Raw genomic sequence first — 23,196 nt, 5'->3', positions numbered from 1 at the left:
CGCCTCGGAGGGCCGGAGGCGGTGGTACATGCGTGANCCCCCCCCCCCCTTTCGTGTCCCCGGCCGCCGGGCTCAGCCCGCCTCGGCGGCTCCTGCGGGTCCGCCTGCACCGTTCGCCTCTGCTGCGGCCTGGGCCCGTGCCTTCATCGCGTCGGTCTTCCTGCCGAGCATCACCCCGGCCACCCACAGGCCGCCGAAGATGATGCCCAGCACCCACAGGCCCGGCACCAGGAACCCGGTGGCCACCAGGGTGCCCTGCAGGACCCACCCGGCCCAGTGCGCCCAGGTGAAGCGCTGCAGGGCCGCCAGGACCAGCGCGGCCAGGGCCTGTCCGCCCCACACCGCGCCGGCCACCGCCGGGGAGAAGCCGCTGAGCTGGATGGCGACCGGCACGGCGAGCCCGATCACGATCACCTCGAAGGCGAGCACCACCGCGCAGATGGTCCGCATCAGTCCCCCTTCAGCAGGTGGCCGGCGTCGCCCGCCGTCACCACCGACCCGGTGATCAGCACGCCCGTCCCGGAGAACTCCGCGGTGTCCTCGGCCAGGGCGATGGCCCGGTCGATGGCGTCGTCCAGGCGGGGGGCCACGTGCACCCGCTCGCTGCCGAAGATCCCCTCGGCGATGTCGCCCAGGTCCTCGGCCGTCAGCGAGCGCGGCGAGGAGTTGCGGGTGACCACCACCTCGGTCACCAGCGGCTCCAGCGGTTCGAGGATGCCCTCGACGTCCTTGTCCTCCATCACCGCCAGCACGCCGATCAGCCGGGTGAAGCCGAACGACTCCTCGACGGCGGCGACCGAGGCGGTCATGCCGGCCGGGTTGTGCGCCGCGTCGACGATCACCGTCGGCCCGCGCCGCACCACCTCCATGCGCCCCGGGGACTCCACCCCCGCCAGCGCCTGCCCGATCATCTCCGGGTCGAGCTCGTCGTCGCCCTCGGCCGGGGCGGCGAACGCCTCCACGGCCGCGACGGCCACCGCGGCGTTGCTCGCCTGGTGCTCGCCGTAGAGCGGCAGGAAGAGTTTCTCATAGCCCCCGCGCAGCCCCTTGACGCTGACCATCTGCCCGCCCATGGCCACGTCGCGGTGGGTGACGCCGAACTCCAGGCCCTCCCGGGCCACGGTCGCGCCCACCTCGGCCGCCCGGCGCATGAGCACCTCGGCGGCGGGGAGCTGCTGCTGGGCCAGGACCGCGATGGACCCGGGCTTGATGATGCCCGACTTCTCTTCGGCGATGCCCTCGACGGTGTCCGGGAGGAAGTCGGTGTGGTCGATGCCGATCGGGGTGACCACGGCGACGTCGCCGTCGGCGACGTTGGTGGCGTCCCAGGTGCCGCCGAGGCCGACCTCGACCACCGCGACGTCCACCGGGGCGTCGGCGAACACGGCGAAGGCCATGACCGTCATGACCTCGAAGAAGGACAGCGGCACCTCGGAGCGCTCGTCGATCATGCGGATATAGGGGATGACGTCCTCGTAGGCGTCGATGAACGCCTCCTCGGAGACGGCGTCCCCGTCCAGCACGATCCGCTCGCGGGCGGTCCGCAGGTGCGGGCTGGTGTAGCGGCCCACCCGCAGGTGGCGCTCGCGCAGCAGCGCGTCGATCATCCGGGCCGTGGACGTCTTGCCGTTGGTCCCGGTCAGGTGGATGACCCGGTAGCTGCGCTGCGGGTCGCCGATGAGGTCGAGGACCTCCCGCACCCGCTCCGTGGTCGGGTCGATGTCGGTTTCGACGCGCCGCCCCATGATCTCGGCGATGATCCGGGTGTAGCGGTCGTGGACGCTCTGCTTGCTGCTCATGGCGCGGTGATTGGGGTCGGGATGCTCACAGGCCCAGCGTAGAAGACGCCGACCCGTGGCCCGGTTCACCCCGCGGGTGACACCCCGGGGCGGAGAACCGCGGCGGGCCGCCGCCCCGGCGGGGCGGCGGCCCTTCGTTTCCTGACGTCCCACCGGTATCCCGGTGGGTGGGTACCGCTAGTACTGCGGCTGGTTCTGCGGGTTGAACTCGTCCATCTCGACGTCCTCCGCCTTCTCAAGGCGCTTGTCGTCCACCTTCAGGACGTCGAAGCCCCGGCTGATGTCGGAGGAGTAGATGTATCCGTTGTAGTAGTACGTCGACCACGTGTTCGTGTTGACCTCGACGTCCCCGTCGACCCGGTCGTCGGCGTCGAAGTAGCCGATCTCCTTGGGCTTCTTGAGGTTGTTGAAGTCGATGATCGACACGCCGCCCTGGTACCAGGACTGCACGAAGTAGTTCTTGCCCTTGACCGGGATCAGCGAGCCGTTGTGCGCCACACAGTTCTGCTCGTCGCCCTGGTGCCGGTCGATCTTGTAGTAGCTGCGGAACTTCAGCTTGGCCTTGGCCGGCTTGTCGCCCTTGGCCTCCTTGGCGTTCAGCTTGTAGATCGCATCGGCGCCGCGCTCCGGGCCGACCTCGGGCGTGCAGGTCGGCGCGCCGCCGCCGCCCAGCTCGTCGGTGAAGACCACCCCGTCGCCCTTGTTGGTGAACGTCGCCGAGTGCCAGAACGCGAAGTTCTCGTCCCGCACCGTCTCGATCACCTCGGGCTGGAGCGGGTCGCTGATGTCCATGATCACGCCGTCGCCCATGCAGGCCCCGGCGGCGATGTCCTTCTCGGACCACACCGTGATGTCGTGGCACCCGGTGGTGGGCAGCAGCAGGCCGTCCTGGTCGTGGTTGCCGCCCTCGGGGAAGACGACCGGCTCACTGGCCAGGTTGGCGTCCTCGGGCGCGTCCTTGGGGACCTCGATGACCGAGAGCTGGTCGTGCGGCGGCTCACAGTTCGGGTACCGGTCGCTCGGCGAGTACGACGACACGTAGATGTAGTCGGTCTCCTCGCCCTGGATCAGGGAGTTGGTGTGCGACCCGCACGCCGTGGCCACGGCCGAGACGTACCGCGGCTCCTCCTTGTCGGAGATGTCGAAGACCCGGATGCCCTCGAAGGCGTCGGCGTCGGCCGGGGTGCTCGCGGCCGCGCCGCAGTCCTCGCTCTCGCGCGGGTAGTCCACCGAGAAGTAGAGCAGGTCCCCGCTGACCGACACGTCGCCCTGCCCGCCCGGGCACAGCACCGTGCTGACGATCTCGGGCTCCTCCGGCTCGGAGATGTCGTAGATGGCGAACCCGTTGTAGTTGCCTCCGATGGCGTAGTCGCCGGTGAAGGCCAGGTCCGAGTTGGTGCTCTCCAGGCCCGCGGGTTTGGGCAGGTGCGCCACGTGCTCGACGTTGTCACTGGTGACCGCGTCGGCCGGCGGGGTGTCCGCCGCGGCGGGAGGCGCCAGGGCCAGGCTCAGCGCCAGGCCCGCGGCGCCGGCGACGGCGGCGCCGAGGCGCCCGAACCGTCTGCGCTTGGGGGATAGCGACATGCAGAACTCCTCGTTCCGTGGGAGATGAGGGGCCGTGCGGACGCGTGCGGGCCCGACCGGCCCCGTTCGTGCGCCGCCCGCCCCGGGTCGCGGGGCGGGCGGACGGCGGGAGGTGGGGATCGGTGGTGCGGGTCCGTCAGTAGCGGGGCTGGTTCTGCGGGTTCAGCTCGTCGAAGCGCACCTTCTCGGCGCGCTTCAGGCGCTTGTCGTCCACCTTCAGGACGTCGAACCCCTGCTGGATCTCGGAGGAGTAGATGTGGCCGTTGTAGTAGTAGGCCGACCACGAGCCGCTCAGGTCCTCCTCGAAGGGGCCGCGGTCGAAGTAGGCGATCTCCTTCGGGTCCTCCAGGTCGTTGAAGTCGATGACCGACACCCCGCCCTGGTACCAGGCCTGCACGAAGTAGTTCTTGCCCTTGACCGGGATCAGCGAGCCGTTGTGCGCCACACAGTTCTCGGTGTCCTCCTGGTGGCGGTCGATCTTGAAGTAGCTCTGGAAGGCCAGGTCCGCTCGGGCGGGCCCGCCCCCCTTGCCCTTCTTCACCTTCAGCTCGTAGATCGCGTCGGCGCCGCGCTCGGGGCCGATCTCGGGGTTGCAGGTGGCACCGGCGCCGCCGCCGAGCTCATCGGTGAAGACCACCGCATCGCCCTTGTTCGTGAACGTCGCCGAGTGCCAGAACGCGAAGTTCTCGTCCCGCACCGTCTCGATCACCTCGGGGTTCACCGGGTCACTGATGTCCATGACGACGCCGTCGCCCATGCAGGCCCCGGCGGCGATGTCCCTCTCGGCGTAGACGGTGATGTCGTGGCACCCAGAGGTCTCCCGGGTCGGCGTGCCCGGAGGGTTGCCGCCGTCGGGGAAGAGCACCGGCTCGGACACGACCGACGCGTCCTGCGGGTCGTCCTTGGGCACCTCGATGACCGAGATCTTGTCGTGCGGGGGCCGGCAGTTCGGATACCGGTCCGAGGGCGCGTAGGAGGAGACGTAGATGTGGTCGCTCTCCTCGCCCTGGATCAGCGAGTTGGTGTGCGACCCGCAGTCGGTGGCCACCGCCGCCACGTACCGCGGCTCCTCGATGTCGGAGATGTCGAAGATCCGCATCCCTTCGAAGGCGTCCGGATCGGCCGGCGAGCTCTCGGCCGCGCCGCAGTCCTCGCCCTCGCGCGGGTAGTCCACCGAGAAGTAGAGCAGGTTCCCGCTGACCGACACATCGCCCTGGCCTCCGGGGCACAGGACGGTCGTCACGTGCTCCGGCTCCTCCGGCTCGGAGATGTCGTAGACCGCGAAGCCGTTGTAGTTGCCGTCGATGGCGTAGTCGCCGGTGAAGGCCAGGTCCGAGTTGTAGGCGGAGGTGCCGTCGAGCCCTTCGGGCTTGGGCAGGTTGGCCAGGTGCTCGATGTTCCGGCTCTTGTCGATGTCGCCGTCGTCGGTGCCGCCCGCGGCCGGGGCCGCGGCGAGCCCGGTGGCGAGCGCGGCCGCGCCCGTGAGGGCGATGCCGAGGCGCGCCAGGCGCGNTGTCGGCATCCGGACTCCTTCGTGAATGAGGGCCGAAAACACGTGAAAACTACATAGACCGGTCCCCAGCTGTACAGAGGGGTAACCCGCACCGCTTCCGATTCGACACACTGCGCACCGCGCCCGCCTCCGGGGCACACGGTGACGGCGCGGACACGATCCCCGAATGTGCGCACGCCGGAACGGGTGCGGGCGGGCTCGCCGGGGGCCCACCCGCGCTCCGCGCGCCCCGTACCTGCGGCCGACGTTCCGGACCGCCGGGAAGCGGATTCCGGTCTGAACAGAACAGGGCGTCCGGCACTCGGCGCCCCCGGTGCCCGGGCGGGCCCGGCCCCGCACCGGGGTCCGGGCCCGCCCGGCGCGTCAGAAGTGCCGGGCCTTCGTTCCGCCCCTCAGTAGCGGACCTGGTTCTGCGGGTTCAGCTCGTCGAAGCGGACCTTCTCCGCCTTTTCGAGCCGCTCGTCGTCCAGGCGGATGACGTCGAACCCTCGGGTGCGCTCGGCCGAGTAGACGTAGCCGTTGTAGTAGTAGGCCGACCAGCTACCGCCGCGCACCAGCTCGGTGTCGGACACCGGCCCGCGGTCGAAGTAGGCGATCTCCTTCGGGTCCTCCAGGTCGTTGAAGTCGATGACCGACACCCCGCCCTGGTACCAGGCCTGCACGAAGTAGTTCTTGCCCTTGACCGGGATCAGCGAGCCGTTATGCGCCACACAGTTCTCCGTGTCGGACTGGTGACGCGGGATCTTGTAATAGCTCTGGAAGGCCAGGTCCGCTCGGGCGGGCCCGGCCCCCTTGCCCTTCTTCGCCTTCAGCTCGTAGATCGCGTTCGCACCGCGCTCGGGACCGACCTCGGCGTTGCAGGTCGCCGCGCCGCCGCCTCCCAGCTCATCGGTGAAGACCACCGCATCGCCCTTGTTCGTGAACGTCGCCGAGTGCCAGAACGCGAAGTTCTCGTCCCGCACCGTCTCGATCACCTCGGGCCGCAGGGGGTCGCTGATGTCCAGGATGATGCCGTCGCCCATGCAGGCCCCGGCCGCCAGATCCTTCTCCGCGTAGGCGGTGATGTCGTGGCAGCCCTGGGTCGGACGCAGCAGGCCGTCCTGGTCGTGGTTGCCCCCGTCGGGGAAGAGGACCGGCTCCGCGACCACCGACGCATCCCGCGGGTCGTCCTTGGGCACCTCGACGACCGAGATCTTGTCGTGCGGGGGCCGGCAGTTCGGATACCGGTCCGAGGGCGCGTAGGAGGAGACGTAGATGTGGTCGCTCTCCTCGCCCTGGATCAGCGAGTTGGTGTGCGATCCGCAGTCCGTGCGCACGGAGGCGATGTACTCGGGGCGGGACTTGTCCGAGATGTCGAAGATCCGGATGCCCTCGAAGGCGTCCGGATCGGCCGGGGTGCTCGCCGGGGCGCCGCACTCGTCGCCGGCGCGCGGGTACTCGACCGAGAAGTAGAGCAGGTCCCCGCTGACCGACACGTCGGCCTGGCCGCCCGGGCACAGCACCGCCGCGGTGATCTCGGGCTCGGCGGGGTCCGAGACGTCGTGGACCACGAAGCCGTTGTAGTTGCCCACGATGACGTGGTCGCCGGTGAAGGCGAGGTCGGAGTTGGTGGGCTCGAACCCTTCGGGCTTGGGCAGGTTCGCCCTGAGCTCGACGTTGTCGCTCTTGTCGATCTCGTCGACGGGGGTGTCCGCCTGCGCCGGCAGCGCGGAGGCGGTCAGTCCCGCGGCGGCCAGGAGGGCCACGGCCGCGCCGGGTAGGCGCCGCCGGAACGGGCGTTTCTTGGACACCCGGGGGGATATCGGCATGAGGGCTCCTCTTCGTCTCCCTACCGAAGGTGAACACGAAGAAGATACATACCGATACGAACGGCGACCATAGGTAAAATCGTCACAAAAGACTACACAGGGCGATCGCGCCAGCTCACATGGTGCACACCCGCTCCGTCACCGTCCGTCGACCCTGCGGATACTGGACAAACCGCCCTGCCGACCAGTAGACATCCCGGAAGCGGCCGACCGCCGCTCCGTTCCCCCGCCGAGAGGAGCCCCCGTGCCGCGTCGCACCCTGACGCTCGGAGCCGCCCTCCTCCTCGCCGCGGCCACCGCCTGCTCGGGCGGCGCCTCCGGCGACGAGCCCGACGTGCTCATGCCGGGCGGACCCGGCGAGTCCGCCTCCCCCGCCTCCCAGGAGCAGATCGACGCCGCCAACCAGGAGATCACGCACAACGAGGCCGACGTCGTCTACCTGCTCAAGATGATCGAGCACCACAAGCAGGCGCTGGACATGACCGCGATGGCCCCCGAGCGCGTCGAGAACGAGGACGTGGAGAAGATCGCCGACCGGATCGAGGACGCGCAGGGGCCGGAGATCGAGGCCATGGAGGCCTGGCTGGAGACCAACGTCTACGGGCCGGCCGAAGGCAACCCCAACTACGCCGACTCCTGCGGCCTCACGCAGTGGCGCGAGGGCGACGACGGGGTCGAGGGCGGCGGCCACCACGGCGGGGGCGGCCTGGAGGCCTGCCCCATCGAGATCGACCACACCGACATGCCCGGCATGCTCACCCAGGACCAGCTGGACGACCTGGAGGCCAGCGACGGCGCCGAGTTCGACGCGCTGTTCGTGGAGCTGATGACCGAGCACCACGAAGGCGCCATCGAGATGGCCGAGGACGTCACGGTCGACGGCAAGGACACCGACGTACTGCGGATGGCCAACGACGTCATCGCCGAGCAGCAGGCCGACATCGCCCGCATGGAAGAGGCCCTGGAGGGCTGAGCCCCGGGGCCTCCCCCGACACGCGGGCGCCGCTCAGCGGGCCTTCGGTCCGCGGTAAGCGGATGCCGCTGCGCAGGACAGGGAACTGTACCGCGCAGGCGGTGTCGGCGCGGCCGACGAGTGACGGGCGGTGCGGACGCACCCGTCGGCGCGCACGGAACGCTCGGAGCCTCTAGAGCGGACGGATCCGGACGCGAAAGGAGCGGCCGCCCCTATCACGGGGCGGCCGCTCCTTTCGCGTCCGTGGGGAGGGCGCCTAGGCGCTCTTCTCCTCGGGCTCGTCGCCCGGTGCCACGCGCGGGACGATGGTGGGGTTGACGTGCTCCAGCACCGCCTCGCGGGTGATGATCACCTGGCCGACGTCCTCGCGGCTGGGCACCTCGTACATCACCGAGAGCAGGACCTCCTCGATGATGGCGCGCAGCCCGCGGGCGCCGGTGCCGCGGATGATCGCCTGCTCGGCGATGGCCTCCAGGGCGTCGTCGCTGAACTCCAGCTCCACGTTGTCCAGGTCGAACAGGCGCTGGTACTGCTTGACCAGGGCGTTGCGCGGCTCGGTGAGGATCTGCACCAGCGCCTCGCGGTCGAGGTTGTGCACGTTGGTGATGACCGGCAGGCGCCCCACGAACTCCGGGATCATCCCGAACTTGAGCAGGTCCTCGGGCATCGCGTCGGTGAACAGGTCCTCGGCCCGGTGCTCGGAGGGGGTGCGCAGCACCCCGTTGAAGCCCATCCCCTGCTTGCCCACCCGCTGGTCGATGATGCGGTCCAGGCCGGCGAAGGCGCCGCCGCAGATGAACAGCACGTTGGTGGTGTCGATCTGGATGAACTCCTGGTGCGGGTGCTTGCGCCCGCCCTGCGGGGGCACGCTGGCGGTGGTGCCCTCCAGAATCTTGAGCAGCGCCTGCTGCACGCCCTCGCCGGAGACGTCCCGTGTGATCGAGGGGTTCTCGCTCTTGCGGGCGACCTTGTCGACCTCGTCGATGTAGATGATCCCGGTCTCGGCCTTCTTGACGTCGTAGTCGGCCGCCTGGATCAGCTTGAGGAGGATGTTCTCGACGTCCTCGCCGACGTAGCCGGCCTCGGTGAGCGCGGTGGCGTCGGCGATCGCGAAGGGGACGTTGAGGATCTTGGCCAGCGTCTGGGCGAGCAGCGTCTTGCCCGAGCCGGTGGGGCCCAGCAGCAGGATGTTGGACTTGGCGATCTCCACGTCCTCGTCGCGGGGGCGGTCGCCCTCGGACTGGACCCGCTTGTAGTGGTTGTAGACCGCGACGGAGAGCGCCTTCTTCGCCTGCTCCTGGCCGATCACGTAGGAGTCGAGGAACTCGTAGATCTCCCGCGGCTTGGGGAGGCTGTCCCACTTGAGCTCGGTGGAGTCGGCGAGCTCCTCCTCGATGATCTCATTGCACAGGTCGATGCACTCGTCGCAGATGTACACACCCGGGCCGGCAATGAGCTTCTTCACCTGCTTCTGGCTCTTGCCGCAGAAAGAGCACTTCAGCAGGTCTCCACCGTCGCCGATGCGTGCCACCCAGCCACTCCTTAAAACGTAGGCCGCCCCGTCAACGGCGCCCGTGCGCCCGCTGCGCGGTCCGCTGTGCGAGGCGTCCCCAGCGAGCCATCCGCTATTGCAGGATATGCCCTCCGGCGCCGACTCCGTGCGGGGTGATCTGTGCGTCGCTCCTTACGAGCGTAAGCGAAGTGGGAGACCGGCTTCACCATCCGATCCCCCGCGGCGTGTGGAGCCGGTGCCCCGAGGGCGGGCCCCGCGGGCCCTGCCGGGCCCGCGGAAGCCGCCTACTTCAGCGAGGTCTTGCGGTAAGGGAGCACGAAGTCGACGATGCCGTACTCCTTGGCTTCCTCCGCGGTGAGGATCTTGTCCCGCTCGATGTCCTGCGAGATCTCTTCCTCGGTCTTGTCGGTGTGCCGCGCGAGCGTGCTCTCCAGCTGCTTGCGGATCCGCATGATCTCGTTGGCCTGGATCTCGATGTCGCTGGCCTGGCCGCGCGTGACGTCGGTGGCCGGCTGGTGGATCAGGATCCGGGCGTTGGGCAGGCAGCCGCGCTTGCCCTTGCTGCCGCCGGCGAGGAGCACCGCGGCGGCCGAGGCGGCCTGGCCGATGCACACCGTCTGCACGTCCGGGCGGACGAACTGCATCGTGTCGTAGATCGCCATGAGCGACGTGAACGACCCGCCCGGGGAGTTGATGTACATCTGGATGTCGCGGTCGGCATCGATCTGCTCCAGGGTGAGCAGCTGCGCCATGATGTCGTTGGCCGAGGTGTCGTCGATCTGCACGCCGACGAAGATGATCCGCTCCTCGAAGAGCTTGTTGTACGGATTCATCTCCTTGACGCCGTACGAGGTGCGCTCGACGAACGACGGAAGAATGTAGCGGTTCTGCGGGCTCGGCGGAGCCATACCGCCTGCGCCGAACGCCTTGTGCGCGTACTCGTTCATGTTCTGGCCCTCCACATGCACCGTACTTCGGGGGTAACCGGCCCTGCGCCCGTTCGCGGCCCCGGCCGCGGCCGGGAGCCCGGCCTCAGGACTGCCCGGAGACGTCGAGGGTGCCCTCGAGCACCTCGTCGATGAATCCGTACTCCTTGGCCTCCTGGGCGGTGAACCAGCGGTCCCGGTCGGAGTCCTTCGCGATCTGCTCCACCGTCTGGCCGGTGTGGAAGGCGATGCGCTCCTGGAACATCTTCTTCACGTAGAGCAGGTCGTCCGCGAGGATCCGGATGTCGGAGGCCNGCCCGCCCCCCCGACCCCGCCGATCGGCTGGTGCATCATCACGCGGGCGTGGGGCAGCGCGAAGCGCTTGCCGGTCGCACCGGCGCACAGCAGGAACTGGCCCATGGAGGCGGCCATGCCCATGCTGACGGTGCGCACGTCGTTGGGGATGTACTGCATGACGTCGTAGATCGCCATGCCGGCGGTGACCGAACCGCCCGGGGAGTTGATGTAGAGCGTGATGTCCCGCTGGCGGTCCTCGGCCGACAGCAGCAGCAGCTCACCCACGATGCGGTTGGCGATCTCGTCGTCGACCTGCTGGCCGAGGAAGATGATGCGCTGACGCAGCAGGCGCTGGGACGTCTGCTCGAACACCTGGGGAATAGGCGACTCGGCCGTTCGGGCATCGACTCGCATGGACTCATTCTGGGTCGGCGGCACTCTCGTCACCTGCTCCGAAATCGAAACGGTTGCGACGCTTGCGACACTAACGCTCTTCACAGGCCCGCTCGCACGCTTCGCGGTCCTGTTCGCTTTGAGCGCATGGCACGACCGGGAAAGGCCGCCCATTCCGCACGAAGCGAACGGGCCCCCGATCCGCGCACGGCGCGGCCGGGGGCCCAGAGCTTCAGAGCGCAAGCCTTACTCGGACTTGCCGTCCTCGGCCTTCTCTTCGATCTTCTCGTCGGCCTCGTCCTCGGCGCCCTGGTCCGCCTCCTCGGCGGCGGCGTCAACGGCGGCCTCGGCCTCGTCGCCGCCCTGGGCGGTCTCGACGGCGTTGCCGGACTCGTCGCTCACCTTGGCCTTCTCCAGGACCAGGTCCATGGCCTTGGAGCGGACGACCTCGGTGTAGGCGATCTGCAGCTGGTTGGACTGCACCAGGTGCTGGGCCAGCTGGTCCGGGGAGACGCCCATGCGCTGCGCCTGCTCGACGACGTAGGCGGTCAGGTCCTCCTGGCCGGCCGACAGCTCCTCCTGGACGGCGAGCTGGTCGAGGACGAAGCCGGCCTTGACCGCGGAGCGGGCGCTGGTCTTCAGCTCCTCGTCGAACTCCTCCTCGGTCTGGCCCTGGGACTCCAGGTAGGACTCCTTGGTCAGCCCGCCCTGCTGGAGCTGGTTCTCCAGGCTCTGGCGGCGGCGGTCGACCTCCTCGTCGACGACCGAGTCCGGCAGCGGGATGTCGACCGAGTCGACCAGCTTCTCCATGGCGCGGTCGCGGGCCTGGGAGAGCTGCTGGACGCGGCGCATCTCGCCGAGGCGCTTGCGCACGTCGGCGCGCAGCTCCTCAATGGTGTCGAACTCGCTGGCCAGCTGGGCGAACTCGTCGTCCAGCTCGGGGAGCTCCTTGACCTTGACGCTGTGCACCGTGACGGTGACGTCGGCGTCCTGGCCCTCGTGCTCGCCACCGACCAGCTTGGTGGAGAAGGTGGCCTCGTCGCCCTCGGCCATGCCCGTCAGGGCCTCGTCCAGGCCCTCGAGCATGGTGTTGGTGCCGACCTCGTAGGAGACGCCGCTGGCCTGGACGTCCTCCAGCTTCTCTCCGTCGACGGCGGCGGAGAGGTCGATGGACACGTGGTCGCCCTCGGCGGCCGGACGGTCGGCGCCGACCAGGGTGGAGAACCGCTCGCGCAGGTTGCCCAGCTGCTCCTCGACCTGCTCGTCGGCGGCCTCGGCGTCGTCGACCGTGACCTCGATGCCCTCCCAGTCGGTGACCTCGAACTTGGGGCGGACGTCGACCTCGGCGGTGAAGGCCAGCTCCTCGTTGTCCTCCAGCTTGGTGATCTCCACGTCGGGCTGGCCCAGCGCGAAGACCTCCTCCTTCTGGATGGCCTCGTTGTAGAGCTCGGGGACGGCGTGGTTGACCGCCTCGCTGATCACCGCTCCGCGGCCGACGTAGCGGTCGATCAGCCGGGCCGGCGCCTTACCCGGGCGGAAGCCCTTGATCCGGACCTGCTTGGCCAGCGACTTGTAGGTCTCGTCGAAGGCGTGGTCCAGCTCCTTGAACGGAACCTCGATGGTCAGCTTGACCCGGGTCGGGCTGAGCTCCTCGACATCGGTCTTCACGGGGCGGTACTCCTAGATTTCCGGCTGTTTTCCGGGACGACCCGGCACGCAGGGCACGACGCAAGGCCGCGGTGCCCGGGACGGCACCGGCCGAGCAGTCAGTGATCCGAGCCGTGGGGCCTTGATCCGAGACCGGCACCCGGTCTCGCGTTCGTCCCCCTGCTGATCACACCAAGTCTAGGGCAGAACAGCAGGGGCTCAGGGCCTACGGGAGCCGCAGCGCCCCCGGACCACGAGCCATGACGTACTCGTCGGGGAGGCGGGATTCGAACCCGCGGCCTCATGCTCCCAAAGCATGCGCGCTAACCAAGCTGCGCTACTCCCCGGACTGCTCGCGCCGGCCGTGCCTCCGGGTGTACGACCAACGCTGCGGAGACTGTAGTCTTGTCCCCGTCGGCTCAACGAGTCTAGAGGAAACTCTGACGCACCGGAGCCACGCGGGCGTAGTTCAATGGCAGAACTCCAGCCTTCCAAGCTGGCCATGCGGGTTCGATTCCCGTCGCCCGCTCTGGGCGGCGAAGGCCGGGTCCCCTCGGGGCCTGGCCTTTTGTCGTGTGGTGGGTCGTGCGTGCCCCGGGAGGGCCCGGGGCCCCCGGCGGGGATATCTTGGGTCGGGCGGGGAGGGCTCGCCTCGGCCGCTCCGCGTCCGGTCGATCGTGTGAAGGTGTGCAGATGCCGATGCAGGTTCCCGCGCTGACGGCCCGCTGGATCGCCGGGCCGCCGGCCGGTGCGGCCCCGGCCGTGGTGACCGGGGTGTTCGATGTGCTGCACGTGGGCCACCTGCGCTTCCTGTCCGCCATTCGCGACCGCGGGCTGCCCTTGGTCGTGGGGGTGGAGGACGACCGCCGGGTGAGCGCATGGAAGGGCCCCGACCGGCCGGTCAATCCCGACGACGAGCGGGCCGAGCTGCTGGCCGCGCTGCGCTGTGTGGACGGTGTGTTCATCGTCTCCGGGCCGCCCGAGGTCAACGACTGGGACTCCTACGCCGGCCTGCTGCGCCCGATGGCGCCCGCCGCGCTGGCCATCACCGCCGGGGACCCGCACACCGAGGCCAAGCGGCGCGGTGCCGAGGCGCTGGGCGCCGAGTTCTGGGAGCTGCCGCTGACCCGCGGCCGCTCCACCAGTGCCACCTTGAACCGCCTCTCCCCCAGCCTGTAGAGCAGGAGCCCGTAGCGCAGCCCCGGGTTCAGGGGTGGGGCCCCTGCCTCCAGGCGGGCCATGCCCTTCCGGGCCGGGTCAGGCCTCCGCCGGCGGGCCGCGCGTCCGCCGGCGGGCCGGGCGGGGGCGAGGCTCCGGTGGCTCCCGGTGTGCGCGGACGGCGGTTCCGCGGCACGGGAGGCCGGCTCCGGTGACGGCCGCTTCCGGCCGCCCGGCTCGAACGGAACGCCCGGGAACAGCCCGCACGGCGGGGCTGTTGACGACGCTGCAGGGCGGCGTCCGGTCCGGCGCGCGCCGCCGTGCTTCCGCGCGATGTCCCGATGGGGAACGAGCCCGAGGGGGAATGAGGTCGAGATGGCGATGATGGGCGGGGGCGGGCCCCCGATCTACCGTTCCCTGGTCAACGACGGCAGCGCCGCCAAGACGACGCTGCCCAAGGGCCTCGCCCGGCGCATCGTGGGCTATGCCCGGCCGCACTGGCGCTCCATCGTGCTCTTCGTGACCGGTACCTCACTGGCCTCGGCGATCGTGGTGGCCAACCCGCTGCTGCTCAAGCAGATCATCGACCAGGGCGTCGGCGGCCGCGACACCGGCCTGGTGGCCTCGCTGGCCCTGGCCGTGGCCGGTCTGGCGTTCCTGGAGGCCGTGCTCAACCTGGCCAACCGGTGGCTGTCCGCGCGCATCGGCGAGGGCGTCATCTACCTGCTGCGCACCCAGGTGTTCACGCACGTCCAGCGGATGCCGCTGGCGTTCTTCACCCGCACCCAGACCGGGTCGCTGATCAGCCGGCTCAACACCGACGTGGTGGGCGCCCAGCGGGCCATCACCTCGGTCCTGCAGTCGGTGGTGTCCAACCTCATCAGCACGGTCGCCGTGCTGGCCACCATGTTCGTGCTCTCCTGGCAGATCACCCTGGCCGCGCTGGTGATGGTGCCGCTGTTCCTGGTCCCCGCAAAGCTGATCGGCCGCCGGCTCGCCGGCATCTCCCGCGAGGGGATGAACCTCAACGCCGAGATGAGCTCGCTGATGACCGAGCGGTTCAACGTCGGCGGGGCGATGCTGGTCAAGCTGTACGGCCGCCCGAAGGAGGAGGCGGCCGCCTTCGCCGACCAGGCCGGCCGGGTGCGCGACATCGGCATCACCCAGTCCGTGGTGGGCGGCCTGCTGTTCACCATGATCGGGCTGATCACCGCGCTGGCCACCGCGGTCGTCTACGGCGTCGGCGGCGCGCTGGTCATCGGCGGCGCCTTCGAGCTGGGCACGCTGGTGGCGCTCGCCACCCTGCTCACCCGGCTGTACGCGCCCATCACCGCACTGTCCAACGTCCACGTCGAGGTGATGACGGCCCTGGTCAGCTTCGACCGGGTGTTCGAGGTGCTGGACCTGAAGCCGATGATCGACGAGGCCCCCGACGCCCGGCCGCTGCCCGCGGGCCCGCTGGACGTGGAGTTCGACGGGGTCTCCTTCCGCTACCCCACCGCCGCCGAGTCCTCGCTGACCTCCCTGGAGCTGACCCCCGCCGCCGAGTCGGGCGACGACACCCAGGTGCTCAGCGGGGTGTCCTTCACCGCCCCGGCCGGGGCGCTGGTGGCGCTGGTGGGCCCCTCCGGGGCCGGGAAGACCACCCTGACCCACCTGGTGACGCGGCTCTACGACCCGACCGACGGTGCGGTGCGCCTGGGCGGGACCGACCTGCGGGAGGCGACGTTCGACTCGGTGCGCGATGCGGTGGGCGTGGTCACCCAGGACGCCCAGCTCTTCCACGACACCGTCGGGGCCAACCTGCGCTACGCCCGGCCCGACGCCACCGACGCCGAACTGGAGGAGGCGATGCGGGCGGCGCAGCTGGGCCACCTGCTGGAGGCGCTCCCCGACGGCCTGGACACCATGGTGGGCGACCGGGGCTACCGGCTCTCCGGCGGTGAGAAGCAGCGGCTGGCGATCGCGCGGCTGCTGCTCAAGCGCCCCTCGGTGGTGGTGCTGGACGAGGCGACGGCGCACCTGGACTCCGAGTCCGAGGCGGCCGTGCAGCGGGCGCTGGCCACGGCCCTGGAGGGGCGCACCTCGCTGGTGATCGCCCACCGGCTGGCCACGGTGCGCGAGGCCGACCTGATCCTCGTCATGGAGGACGGGCGGATCCTGGAGCGCGGCACCCACGACGAGCTGCTGGACCAGGGCGGGCTCTACACGGCGCTCTACCGGACCCAGTTCGCCTCCCAGGAGAAGTCCCGGGCCTGAGCCCTGGTGGCCCTGACCGCCCTACCGCCCCGGACGGAGCGGTAGGGCGGTTCCGTATTCCACCCCCTGCCCGAGATTCAGATCACGCAGAAATTCAGTTGCCGCATTTTTGCAGAGACTGCAATATAGAGGGTGGCGAGGACGGACCGACACCGAGGGGGCGCCATGGGACTGCGCGAGCGCAAGAAGCGCGAGACCCGCCGCCGCCTGCACCGCGAGGCGGTCCGGCTGGTGCTGGAGAACGGCCTGGACGCGGTCACCGTCGACGACATCGCCGCCGCCGCGGACGTGTCCTCCCGGACCTTCTTCAACTACTACGCCTCCAAGGACGACGCCCTGGTGGGCGAGGGCCCACTGGCCGCCACCGACGAGGGCCGTGCCGAGTTCATCGCCGGCGGCCCTACGGGGGACCCCGTCGAGGACCTGAAGGCCTACCTGCTCACCTTCGTCCGCGACGACCCGGAGGAGCACCGTTCGGCGTTCGAGGACATGCTCCTGCGCAAGCGGCTCGTGCAGAAGGAGCCGTCGCTGATGCCGCGCGCCATGGCGCGGTTCGCCGAGACCGAGCAGCAGATCGCCGCCGACATCGCGGCGCGCCTGGGCGAGGAGGACGACGCGATCCGCCCCCAGCTCGGGGCGCACCTGGCCTCCACCCTGATGCGGTTCACCCTGCACCGCTTCAAGGAGTCCGGGCACGGCCCCTGCCAGGACGCCCGGACCGCCGAGGCCTACCTGAAGGACCTGGAGCGGGTCATGGACGAGACCTTCCAGGCCCTGCGGGGGTTCTTCCTGCTCCCCGGCCAGGGCCCCTGACCCCGGACCGCACCCGCCTCCCGTCCTCCCGGCGGCCCCGCCCCGGGCCCCGGCCCCGTCCCCACATCCCCTGCCCCACCGAATCGACGCGGCGCCCGCCCCGCGCGGGCGCCCACCCATCCCACGGGGAAGCGAGACCCATCCCATGACGACCACCGGCACCGAGGACCCCTCGGCTCCGCCGAGCGGCGGCAGCGGCGCAAAGGAGAAGAAGAGGCCGCACATCGGCTGGATCTTCTTCAGCGTCATGCTGACGATGCTGCTCGGCGCGCTCGACCAGACCATCGTCTCCACGGCCCTGCCGACCATCGTCGGCGAGCTCAACGGCCTTGAGCACCTGTCCTGGGTGGTCACCGCCTACATGCTCGCCGCCACGGTGGGCATGCCGATCTACGGCAAGGCCGGCGACCTGTTCGGGCGCAAGAACGTCTTCATCTTCGCCATCGGCATGTTCCTGGTCGGCTCGGTGCTGTGCGGCATCGCCCAGAACATGCCGCAGCTCATCGCCTTCCGCGCGCTGCAGGGCATCGGCGGCGGCGGTCTGATGATCACCGCCCAGGCGATCATCGCCGACGTGGTGCCCGCCCGCGAGCGCGGCCGCTACATGGGCCTGATGGGCGGCGTGTTCGGACTGGCCTCGGTGGCCGGCCCGCTGCTGGGCGGGTTCTTCACCGACCACCTCGACTGGCGCTGGATCTTCTACATCAACCTGCCGCTGGGCGCCGCGGCGCTGGCGGTCGCCGCCGCCGTGCTGCACCTGCCCACGCCGACCGGCCCGAGGCCGCGCCTGGACTACCTGGGCACGCTGCTGCTGGCGGCGGCCAGCGTGTGCGTGGTGCTGTTCACCAGCTGGGGCGGGGGCGAGTACGACTGGAACAGCCCGGTGATCATCGGCCTGGGCGCCGGCGCGGTGGTCAGCGCGGCGCTGTTCGTGCTGGCCGAGCACCGGGCGAGCGAGCCGATCATCCCGCTCTCGCTGTTCCGCAACCGCGACTTCGTGCTCACCGCGCTCATCGGCGTCACCGTCGGCATCGCGATGTTCTCCACGGTCTCCTACCTGCCGACGTTCCTGCAGATGGTCAACGGCGCCTCGGCCACCGAGTCCGGGCTGCGGATGGTCCCCATGGTGGCGGGCATGCTGACCGCGACCATCACCACCGGGCGGCTGATCTCCTCCACCGGGCGCTACAAGGTCTTCCCGATCCTGGGCACCCTGGTGATCATGGCCGGTCTGGTGCTGCTGTCCCGGATGGACGCCGACACGAGCTACCTGTACAACGCCACCGGGATGCTGGTGCTGGGCCTGGGCGTGGGCACGGTGATGCAGAACCTGGTGCTGATCGTGCAGAACTCGGCCCCGGCACGGCACCTGGGCACGGCCACCTCGGCGAACAACTACTTCCGGCAGATCGGGGCGTCGTTCGGCATCGCGGTGTTCGGGTCGATCTTCGTCGGACGGCTCAACGAGCGGGTGGCCGACCTGCCCGGCGGCGGACTGCAGGTGGAGGGCGGCGAGGCCGGGATCAGCTCGCTGACCCCGGACATGCTGCAGGCCCTGCCGCCCGAGGTGCGCGAGGTAGTGGTGCACGCCTTCGCCGGCGCGCTTCCGCCCGTGTTCCTGTACGGGGTGCCGATCGTGCTGGTCGGGTTCGTGCTGTCGCTCTTCGTCAAGGAGCGCCCGCTGGCGACCACGGTGGGCGCCGCCGAGGAGCCCGGAGACGGCGGCGGTCCCGGCGGAGAGGGCCCCGCAGAGCGGCCCGGCGACCCCGGGGAGCCGGAGAAGGCCGGGGCCTCCGCCTGACCCCCGCCCGACCTCCGGCCGGGCGCCCGCCCCCGCCGTCGGGAGGGGCGCCCGGAACGGCGGAGGGCGGACAGGAACAGGAGTGGGGTGGCGCGGGGGCCCACCTCACTTCTTCTTTTTCTTCTTCTTTTTCTTCTCGCCCTTGCCGGAGCCGCGCTCGGAGGCCCCGTCCCCGGCGCCTTCCGGAGCCGCGGACGCCTTCTCCTTCTCGGCCCGCTTGCGCTCCTTCTTGCGCCGCTTCTTGAGGTCCTTCTTCTTGGGCTTCTTCGCGTCCTTGGACGTGAGGTGGGGGCGGAGGGGGTCGGGCACCGGCACCACCCCGGGGCCGCCCTCGAAGATCCAGTCGTCGAGCTCGTCCAGCAGCCCGTCCTCGGTGAAGTCGCCCAGCCACACCGGCCGCCCGCCGGACGCGCGCCCCTTGGAGGAGGGCTGGACCACCACCACGTTGGCCTTGAAGCAGATGCCGAGGCACTTGCTCACGCGGACGGGCACGGACCGCCCGTCATGGTCCTCGATCCCGCCGAGCCGCTTCAGCTGCCCCTTGTGGTCCACTCCGGGGACCTTCTTCTTGGTCCCGCAGCAGCACCCCCGGCAGACGACGAGCTTGCACGGCTGGTCCGCTGGATCCGCTCCCACCTTCTCGCGCCCCTTCCGCGCCCTGTGCGGCGCGATGTGCCCATTGCCGCTTACCACGGTAGACGTGCAGGCCGACCGCGAAGAACGCGGCCCCGTCGGCCGGGGAAGCGCCGCCCCGGCCCCGCGACCGCAGGCCCGGGGCGCCCCCGGCGGTAGGGTGATCCGGCGCCGGGCCCGGCGCCGAGGAGGAACCGACCCGTACCGACGGAGGGCGGTGAGCGCGTGGCCGCCGACGACCGCGCCCCGAACGTGATCGAGGCCGACGGGGTGGACCTGGTCCGCTCCGGCAAGCCCCTGCTCGACCAGGTGGACCTGGCGGTGCGCCCCGGCGAGCACTGGGCGCTGCTGGGCCCCAACGGCGCGGGCAAGACCACCCTGCTCCACCTGCTCGGGGCCCGCGCCCACCCCACCCGCGGCACGGTGCGCGTGCTCGGCCACCTGCTGGGGCGGGTGGACGTGCGCGCGCTGCGGGCCCGGATCGGCCACGTCGACCCCCGCCACGACCTGCGGTCGGCACTGCCGGCCCGCCGGGTGGTGCTCACCGGGGCGACCGGGAGCATCGAGGTCCCGCCCCGCTGGGAGCCCTCCCCCGCACAGCGGGCGCGCGCCGAAGAGCTGCTGGACCTGCTCGGCGCCGCGGACCGGGCGGACGACCCGTGGACCACGCTGTCCCAGGGCGAGCGCGGCCGGGTGCTGATCGCCCGCGCGCTGATGGCCGAGCCCGACCTGCTGCTCATGGACGAGCCGGCCACCGGGCTGGACGTGGCCGCGCGCGAGGGGCTGCTGGCGGCGGTGGACCGGCTGCGCGCCGCGCGCCCGCACATGGCCACGGTGATGGTCACCCACCACCTGGAGGAACTGCCGGCGACCACCACCCACGCGCTGCTGCTGCGGGCCGGGCGGGCGGTGGCCCACGGACCCGCGGACTCCGTGCTGACCTCGAAGCACGTCTCGGAGTGCTTCGACCACCCGATCGGGATCGAGCGGCGCGGCGGCCGCTGGAGCGCCCGGGCCCGCCCATGAGCGCGGTGCGGCGCCCGGGGCCTTCCCCGGGCGCCGCACCTCCTCACGTCTGCGCGCGCCGGCGCGGGCGGCTATCCCTTCCCGTCAGCGCCGCCGTCCTCGCCGCGCTCCTTGGCCGCCTGCTTGCGGAGGTACTCGGTCGCCGCACCGCCGGCCTTGTCGATCGTGTCGTCGTGCGCGCCGCCGGTCTTCTCCTTGGCGAATCCGGCCGCCTTGTCCACCCCGTCGGCGAGCTTCTCGCCGTGGTCCGCGGCGGCCTTCTTGGCCTTGTCGAAAGCGTCCCCGATTCCGGACATTCCGTCCCCCTTCGGCGCGTCCGGCCAGTGTCTCTCCGTACGCGATACCCAGGGCCGCGGCCGATCATGCCCGCTCGGAGCGGGGACCGGGCACGGCACGGCCACCGGACGGGCGCACAGCGGGGGCCGACGGGCGCGCCCCGGGGCCGGGTCAGATGTGCAGCACCAGCCGGGCGATGTTGAAGTAGATGAGCAGGCCGGTGGCGTCGACCAGGGTGGCCACCAGCGGCGCGGAGACCACCGCCGGGTCCACCCCGACGCGGCGGGCCAGCAGCGGCATGCAGCTGCCGATCGCCGCGGCCCAGACGCAGATGGAGATCACCGACAGCCCCACCACCCCGGCGACCATCGGCCCCACCAGGGCCGAGCCGATCACCAGCGCGACGCAGGCCAGCATCAGCCCCAGCAGCAGGCCGACCCGGGCCTCCTTCCAGGCCACCCGGGGCAGGTCGCGCACGCGCACCTCGCCCACGGCCAGGGCGCGCACGATGGCGGTGGCCGACTGCGAGCCCACGTTCCCGCCGGTGCCGGTGAGCATCGGCACGAACAGGGCCAGCGCGGTGACCTCCTCCAGCGTCGCCTCGTAGGCCTGCATGACGTTGACGGTCAGGGTGGCGGCGACGATGAGGAGCAGCAGCCAGGTGGCCCGGGCGCGGGCCAGGCGCACCACGCCGGCGGCCACGTAGTGCCCGGCCACCGGGCTGGCGCCGGACTGGCGGGCGATGTCCTCGGAGTCGGCGGCCTCGATCAGCTCCAGGGCGTCGTCGAAGGTGAGCAGCCCGACGAAGCGGTCCTCGGAGTCGACCACCGGCAGGGCGACCAGGTTGGCCTCCTGCATCAGGCGGGCGGCGTCCTCGGCCGGCTCGGTGGCGCGCACCCGCGGCACCAGGACGTCCACCACGTCCTTGAGCTCGGCCTCGTCGTCGGCGCGCACCAGGTCGGCCAGCTGCACGGTGCCGTCGAACCGGCGGCCGTCGGCGACCACCGGCAGGGTGTAGACCGTCTCGGCGTCGGCGCTCTTGGCCCGCACGACCTCCAGGGCGCGGCCCACCGTCAGGTCGCGGTGCAGGATCACCGTCTCCGGGGTCATGTACCGGCCGACCGAGCCCTCGGGGTAGCCGAGCAGCGCGGCGGTCATCTTGCGCTCGGCGGGGCTGAGCCCGGCCAGGGCCCGGGTGGCGATCTTGGCGGGGGCCTCCCCGATCAGCCGTGCGCGGTCGTCGGGGTCCATCTCCTCCAGCAGGTCGTGGAAGGCCGCATCGCGCAGGCCGACCAGGATCTCCTGCTGGTGGACGGGGTCGAGCTCCTCGAAGACCTCAAGCTCGCGGTCCTTGTCCAGGAGCCGGAAGGGCACGATCGCACGGTGGCTGTCCATGCGTTCCAGCTCGTCGGCGATCTCATAGGGGGCGTGGCCGGCCAGCCATAGGCGGATCCCGGTGAGGTCGTTCTCCTCGATCAACCGGATGAGCTCTTCGCCGTTGTCCTCTTCGGACATCCCGAGCACCCCCCTTGCTCCCTCGTCCGTTGCGGCGCGCGTGTCCCGGACACGCGCGGGCCCGCGGCAGGCACCGTGCGACGGTACCCCCGCCCGGGGGCCCACTCGGGGAAGGCGTCAGGAACGCCAGATGACCACGAGCGCCGTGTCGTCGTTGCCGCCCTTGCCGAGGGTGTCCACGATGCGCTCGATGCCCTTGCGGAAGCCCTGCCGGGACCCTTGGGCCACCATCTGGTCGGCCGCGCCGAGAAGCCGGTCGACGCCCGCGTCGAGGTCCTCGCCGGGGGTCTCGATCAGCCCGTCGGTGTAGAGCATGATCGCGTCGCCGGGGCGCAGGCGGCCCTCCGCCGGCGTGTAGGTCATCTCGGGGATGACCCCGAGCACGACGCCCTTGGCATCGGTAGTCGACCACTGTCCGGCGCCGTTGTCGAACTGGACCGCCGGGGGGTGTCCGGCCGAAGTGATGAGGTAGTCGCCGGTTTCCAGGTCGATGCTCAGGTGCACCGCCGTGACGAATCCCTCACCTTCGGCCGTGCGGACCAGGTGGTCGTTGCAGTAGGCGAGGAACTCCTCGGTGGGCACGGCGCTGAGCATGCCGCTGAAGGCGCCGGAGAGCAGCAGGGCCCGGGTCCCGGCGTCCACGCCCTTGCCCGAGACGTCCACCAGGGCCAGGTCCAGGCGCCGGTCCTGCTGCCGGGAGAGGAGGAAGTCGCCGCCGAAGGAGGACCCCCCGGCCTGGCGCAGCACCGCGCCGGCGCCCCAGCCCGAGGGCAGGTCGGGCAGGCGGCCCTGGGCGCGCAGCCGGTCGCGCAGCTCCAGCAGCATCTTCTCGCCGCCGAAGCCCTGCACGCCCAGCCGCTCGCGCACCCCCGACAGCAGGTAGGCCAGCACCCCGGCGACACCGATGGTGACGGCCAGGCCGGGGCCGACCTGGCCGAAGTCCAGGGCCAGGGCGGTCGCCAGCAGCGCGGCGGCCACCACCCCGAGCAGGAATGCCAGGCTCTTGCGCTTGAGCAGGAGTCCGCCGGCGAGCACGGTGAGGATGACGGCGCTGGGCGGGAACCAGCCGGGTGGGCCCCACACGGCCCCGGCGCAGATCCCCACCGCGAGCAGGACCAGGGTGATGAGCACCAGCCGGTAGCGGAAGAGCACTTTGCGCCGGAGAAAGGCGGCCGCGCGCTGCCAGAGGGAGCGGAGGCGGCGGCTGATCTTCGCGGCAGGCGTGGAGTTCATCGTTCCCGCACCTTAGCGCGGGAAAACCG

General features: G+C 70.9%; 18 protein-coding genes, 2 tRNA genes and 1 pseudogene. 7 read left to right on the top strand and 14 right to left on the bottom strand.

The features are described 5' to 3' along the window. Nucleotides 1–72 precede the first annotated feature (72 nt). From D450_RS0125745 to D450_RS0125725, 5 genes are all read right to left on the bottom strand, one after another. Complete coding sequence (locus D450_RS0125745; protein WP_017541507.1) at nt 73–450, bottom strand: DUF4233 domain-containing protein; 378 nt, start codon at nt 448–450, stop codon at nt 73–75. Then, nucleotides 450–1,799 carry a bifunctional folylpolyglutamate synthase/dihydrofolate synthase gene (locus D450_RS0125740; protein WP_017541506.1) on the bottom strand — a complete coding sequence of 450 codons (1,350 nt, stop codon included), beginning with the start codon at nt 1,797–1,799 and terminating at the stop codon, nt 450–452. The genes D450_RS0125745 and D450_RS0125740 overlap by 1 nt, the downstream gene beginning before the upstream one ends. 177 nt (nt 1,800–1,976) lie before the next feature. Further along, entirely contained in the window at nt 1,977–3,383 is a 1,407-nt protein-coding gene (locus D450_RS0125735) for an LVIVD repeat-containing protein (RefSeq protein WP_017541505.1), read from the bottom strand. Nucleotides 3,384–3,519: 136 nt separating this feature from the next. Further along, a complete protein-coding gene (locus D450_RS0125730) occupies nt 3,520–4,905 on the bottom strand; it encodes an LVIVD repeat-containing protein (RefSeq protein WP_017541504.1) in 1,386 nt (461 codons plus the stop codon). A 383-nt stretch (nt 4,906–5,288) separates the two neighbouring features. Further along, the gene (locus D450_RS0125725) at nt 5,289–6,704 is read right to left on the bottom strand and encodes an LVIVD repeat-containing protein (RefSeq protein ID WP_026128772.1); all 1,416 of its coding nucleotides are present in this window, start codon (nt 6,702–6,704) and stop codon (nt 5,289–5,291) included. A gap of 244 nt (nt 6,705–6,948) precedes the next feature. Here D450_RS0125725 and D450_RS0125720 point away from each other — a divergent pair, with 244 nt between their 5' ends. Further along, on the top strand, nt 6,949–7,677 hold the full coding sequence (locus tag D450_RS0125720; RefSeq protein ID WP_017541502.1) for a DUF305 domain-containing protein: 729 nt from the start codon (nt 6,949–6,951) through the stop codon (nt 7,675–7,677). A gap of 256 nt (nt 7,678–7,933) precedes the next feature. On the opposite strand, the gene clpX is transcribed toward D450_RS0125720, so the two are convergent. The 5 genes and pseudogenes from clpX to D450_RS0125695 all read right to left on the bottom strand — a co-directional run bounded on the left by clpX (nt 7,934) and on the right by D450_RS0125695 (nt 12,800). Beyond that, nucleotides 7,934–9,208, bottom strand: a complete 1,275-nt coding sequence (gene clpX, locus D450_RS0125715; RefSeq protein WP_017541501.1) for an ATP-dependent Clp protease ATP-binding subunit ClpX — start codon at nt 9,206–9,208, stop codon at nt 7,934–7,936. Nucleotides 9,209–9,474: 266 nt separating this feature from the next. Next, nucleotides 9,475–10,137 (bottom strand): ATP-dependent Clp protease proteolytic subunit, encoded by a 663-nt coding sequence (locus D450_RS0125710; RefSeq protein WP_017541500.1) that lies wholly within the window; start codon nt 10,135–10,137, stop codon nt 9,475–9,477. 85 nt (nt 10,138–10,222) lie between these two features. Next, a pseudogene (locus tag D450_RS31300) lies at nt 10,223–10,758 on the bottom strand (ATP-dependent Clp protease proteolytic subunit). Nucleotides 10,759–11,052: 294 nt separating this feature from the next. Further along, nucleotides 11,053–12,474, bottom strand: a complete 1,422-nt coding sequence (tig, locus tag D450_RS0125700; RefSeq protein WP_017541498.1) for a trigger factor — start codon at nt 12,472–12,474, stop codon at nt 11,053–11,055. Nucleotides 12,475–12,725: 251 nt separating this feature from the next. Continuing rightward, nucleotides 12,726–12,800 (bottom strand) — tRNA-Pro (locus D450_RS0125695). A 111-nt stretch (nt 12,801–12,911) separates the two neighbouring features. Here D450_RS0125695 and D450_RS0125690 point away from each other — a divergent pair. The 5 genes from D450_RS0125690 to D450_RS31295 all read left to right on the top strand — a co-directional run bounded on the left by D450_RS0125690 (nt 12,912) and on the right by D450_RS31295 (nt 18,484). Next, nucleotides 12,912–12,982: transfer RNA gene (locus D450_RS0125690), tRNA-Gly, on the top strand. Between the two features lie 164 nt (nt 12,983–13,146). After that, nucleotides 13,147–13,632, top strand: coding sequence for an adenylyltransferase/cytidyltransferase family protein (locus D450_RS0125685; RefSeq protein ID WP_017541497.1), 486 nt, complete (start codon nt 13,147–13,149; stop codon nt 13,630–13,632). Nucleotides 13,633–13,986: 354 nt separating this feature from the next. Continuing rightward, the gene (locus D450_RS0125680) at nt 13,987–15,870 is read left to right on the top strand and encodes an ABC transporter ATP-binding protein (RefSeq protein WP_017541496.1); all 1,884 of its coding nucleotides are present in this window, start codon (nt 13,987–13,989) and stop codon (nt 15,868–15,870) included. Nucleotides 15,871–16,035: 165 nt separating this feature from the next. Continuing rightward, a complete protein-coding gene (locus tag D450_RS0125675; protein ID WP_017541495.1) occupies nt 16,036–16,683 on the top strand; it encodes a TetR/AcrR family transcriptional regulator in 648 nt (215 codons plus the stop codon). A gap of 145 nt (nt 16,684–16,828) precedes the next feature. Beyond that, nucleotides 16,829–18,484 carry an MDR family MFS transporter gene (locus tag D450_RS31295; RefSeq protein WP_051063661.1) on the top strand — a complete coding sequence of 552 codons (1,656 nt, stop codon included), beginning with the start codon at nt 16,829–16,831 and terminating at the stop codon, nt 18,482–18,484. Nucleotides 18,485–18,589: 105 nt separating this feature from the next. Here the strand turns inward: D450_RS31295 and D450_RS0125665 are convergent, their stop codons facing one another. After that, entirely contained in the window at nt 18,590–19,036 is a 447-nt protein-coding gene (locus tag D450_RS0125665) for a hypothetical protein (RefSeq protein ID WP_017541494.1), read from the bottom strand. Nucleotides 19,037–19,342: 306 nt separating this feature from the next. Here D450_RS0125665 and D450_RS0125660 point away from each other — a divergent pair, with 306 nt between their 5' ends. Further along, nucleotides 19,343–20,143, top strand: a complete 801-nt coding sequence (locus D450_RS0125660) for an ABC transporter ATP-binding protein (protein WP_017541493.1) — start codon at nt 19,343–19,345, stop codon at nt 20,141–20,143. Between the two features lie 71 nt (nt 20,144–20,214). Here the strand turns inward: D450_RS0125660 and D450_RS0125655 are convergent, their stop codons facing one another. The 3 genes from D450_RS0125655 to D450_RS0125645 form a co-directional block, all read right to left on the bottom strand. Continuing rightward, a complete protein-coding gene (locus D450_RS0125655) occupies nt 20,215–20,439 on the bottom strand; it encodes an antitoxin (protein ID WP_017541492.1) in 225 nt (74 codons plus the stop codon). A gap of 151 nt (nt 20,440–20,590) precedes the next feature. Beyond that, on the bottom strand, nt 20,591–21,934 hold the full coding sequence (gene mgtE, locus D450_RS0125650) for a magnesium transporter (protein WP_026128771.1): 1,344 nt from the start codon (nt 21,932–21,934) through the stop codon (nt 20,591–20,593). Nucleotides 21,935–22,051: 117 nt separating this feature from the next. Further along, nucleotides 22,052–23,167, bottom strand: a complete 1,116-nt coding sequence (locus D450_RS0125645; protein WP_017541490.1) for a PP2C family protein-serine/threonine phosphatase — start codon at nt 23,165–23,167, stop codon at nt 22,052–22,054. Between the last annotated feature and the right edge of the window lie 29 nt (nt 23,168–23,196).

The organism is Nocardiopsis halophila DSM 44494 (assembly GCF_000341245.1).
Classification (GTDB): domain Bacteria; phylum Actinomycetota; class Actinomycetes; order Streptosporangiales; family Streptosporangiaceae; genus Nocardiopsis_A; species Nocardiopsis_A halophila.
The sequence above is the reverse complement of the archived record's forward strand: the minus strand, read 5'-3'. Positions and strand labels throughout refer to the sequence as shown.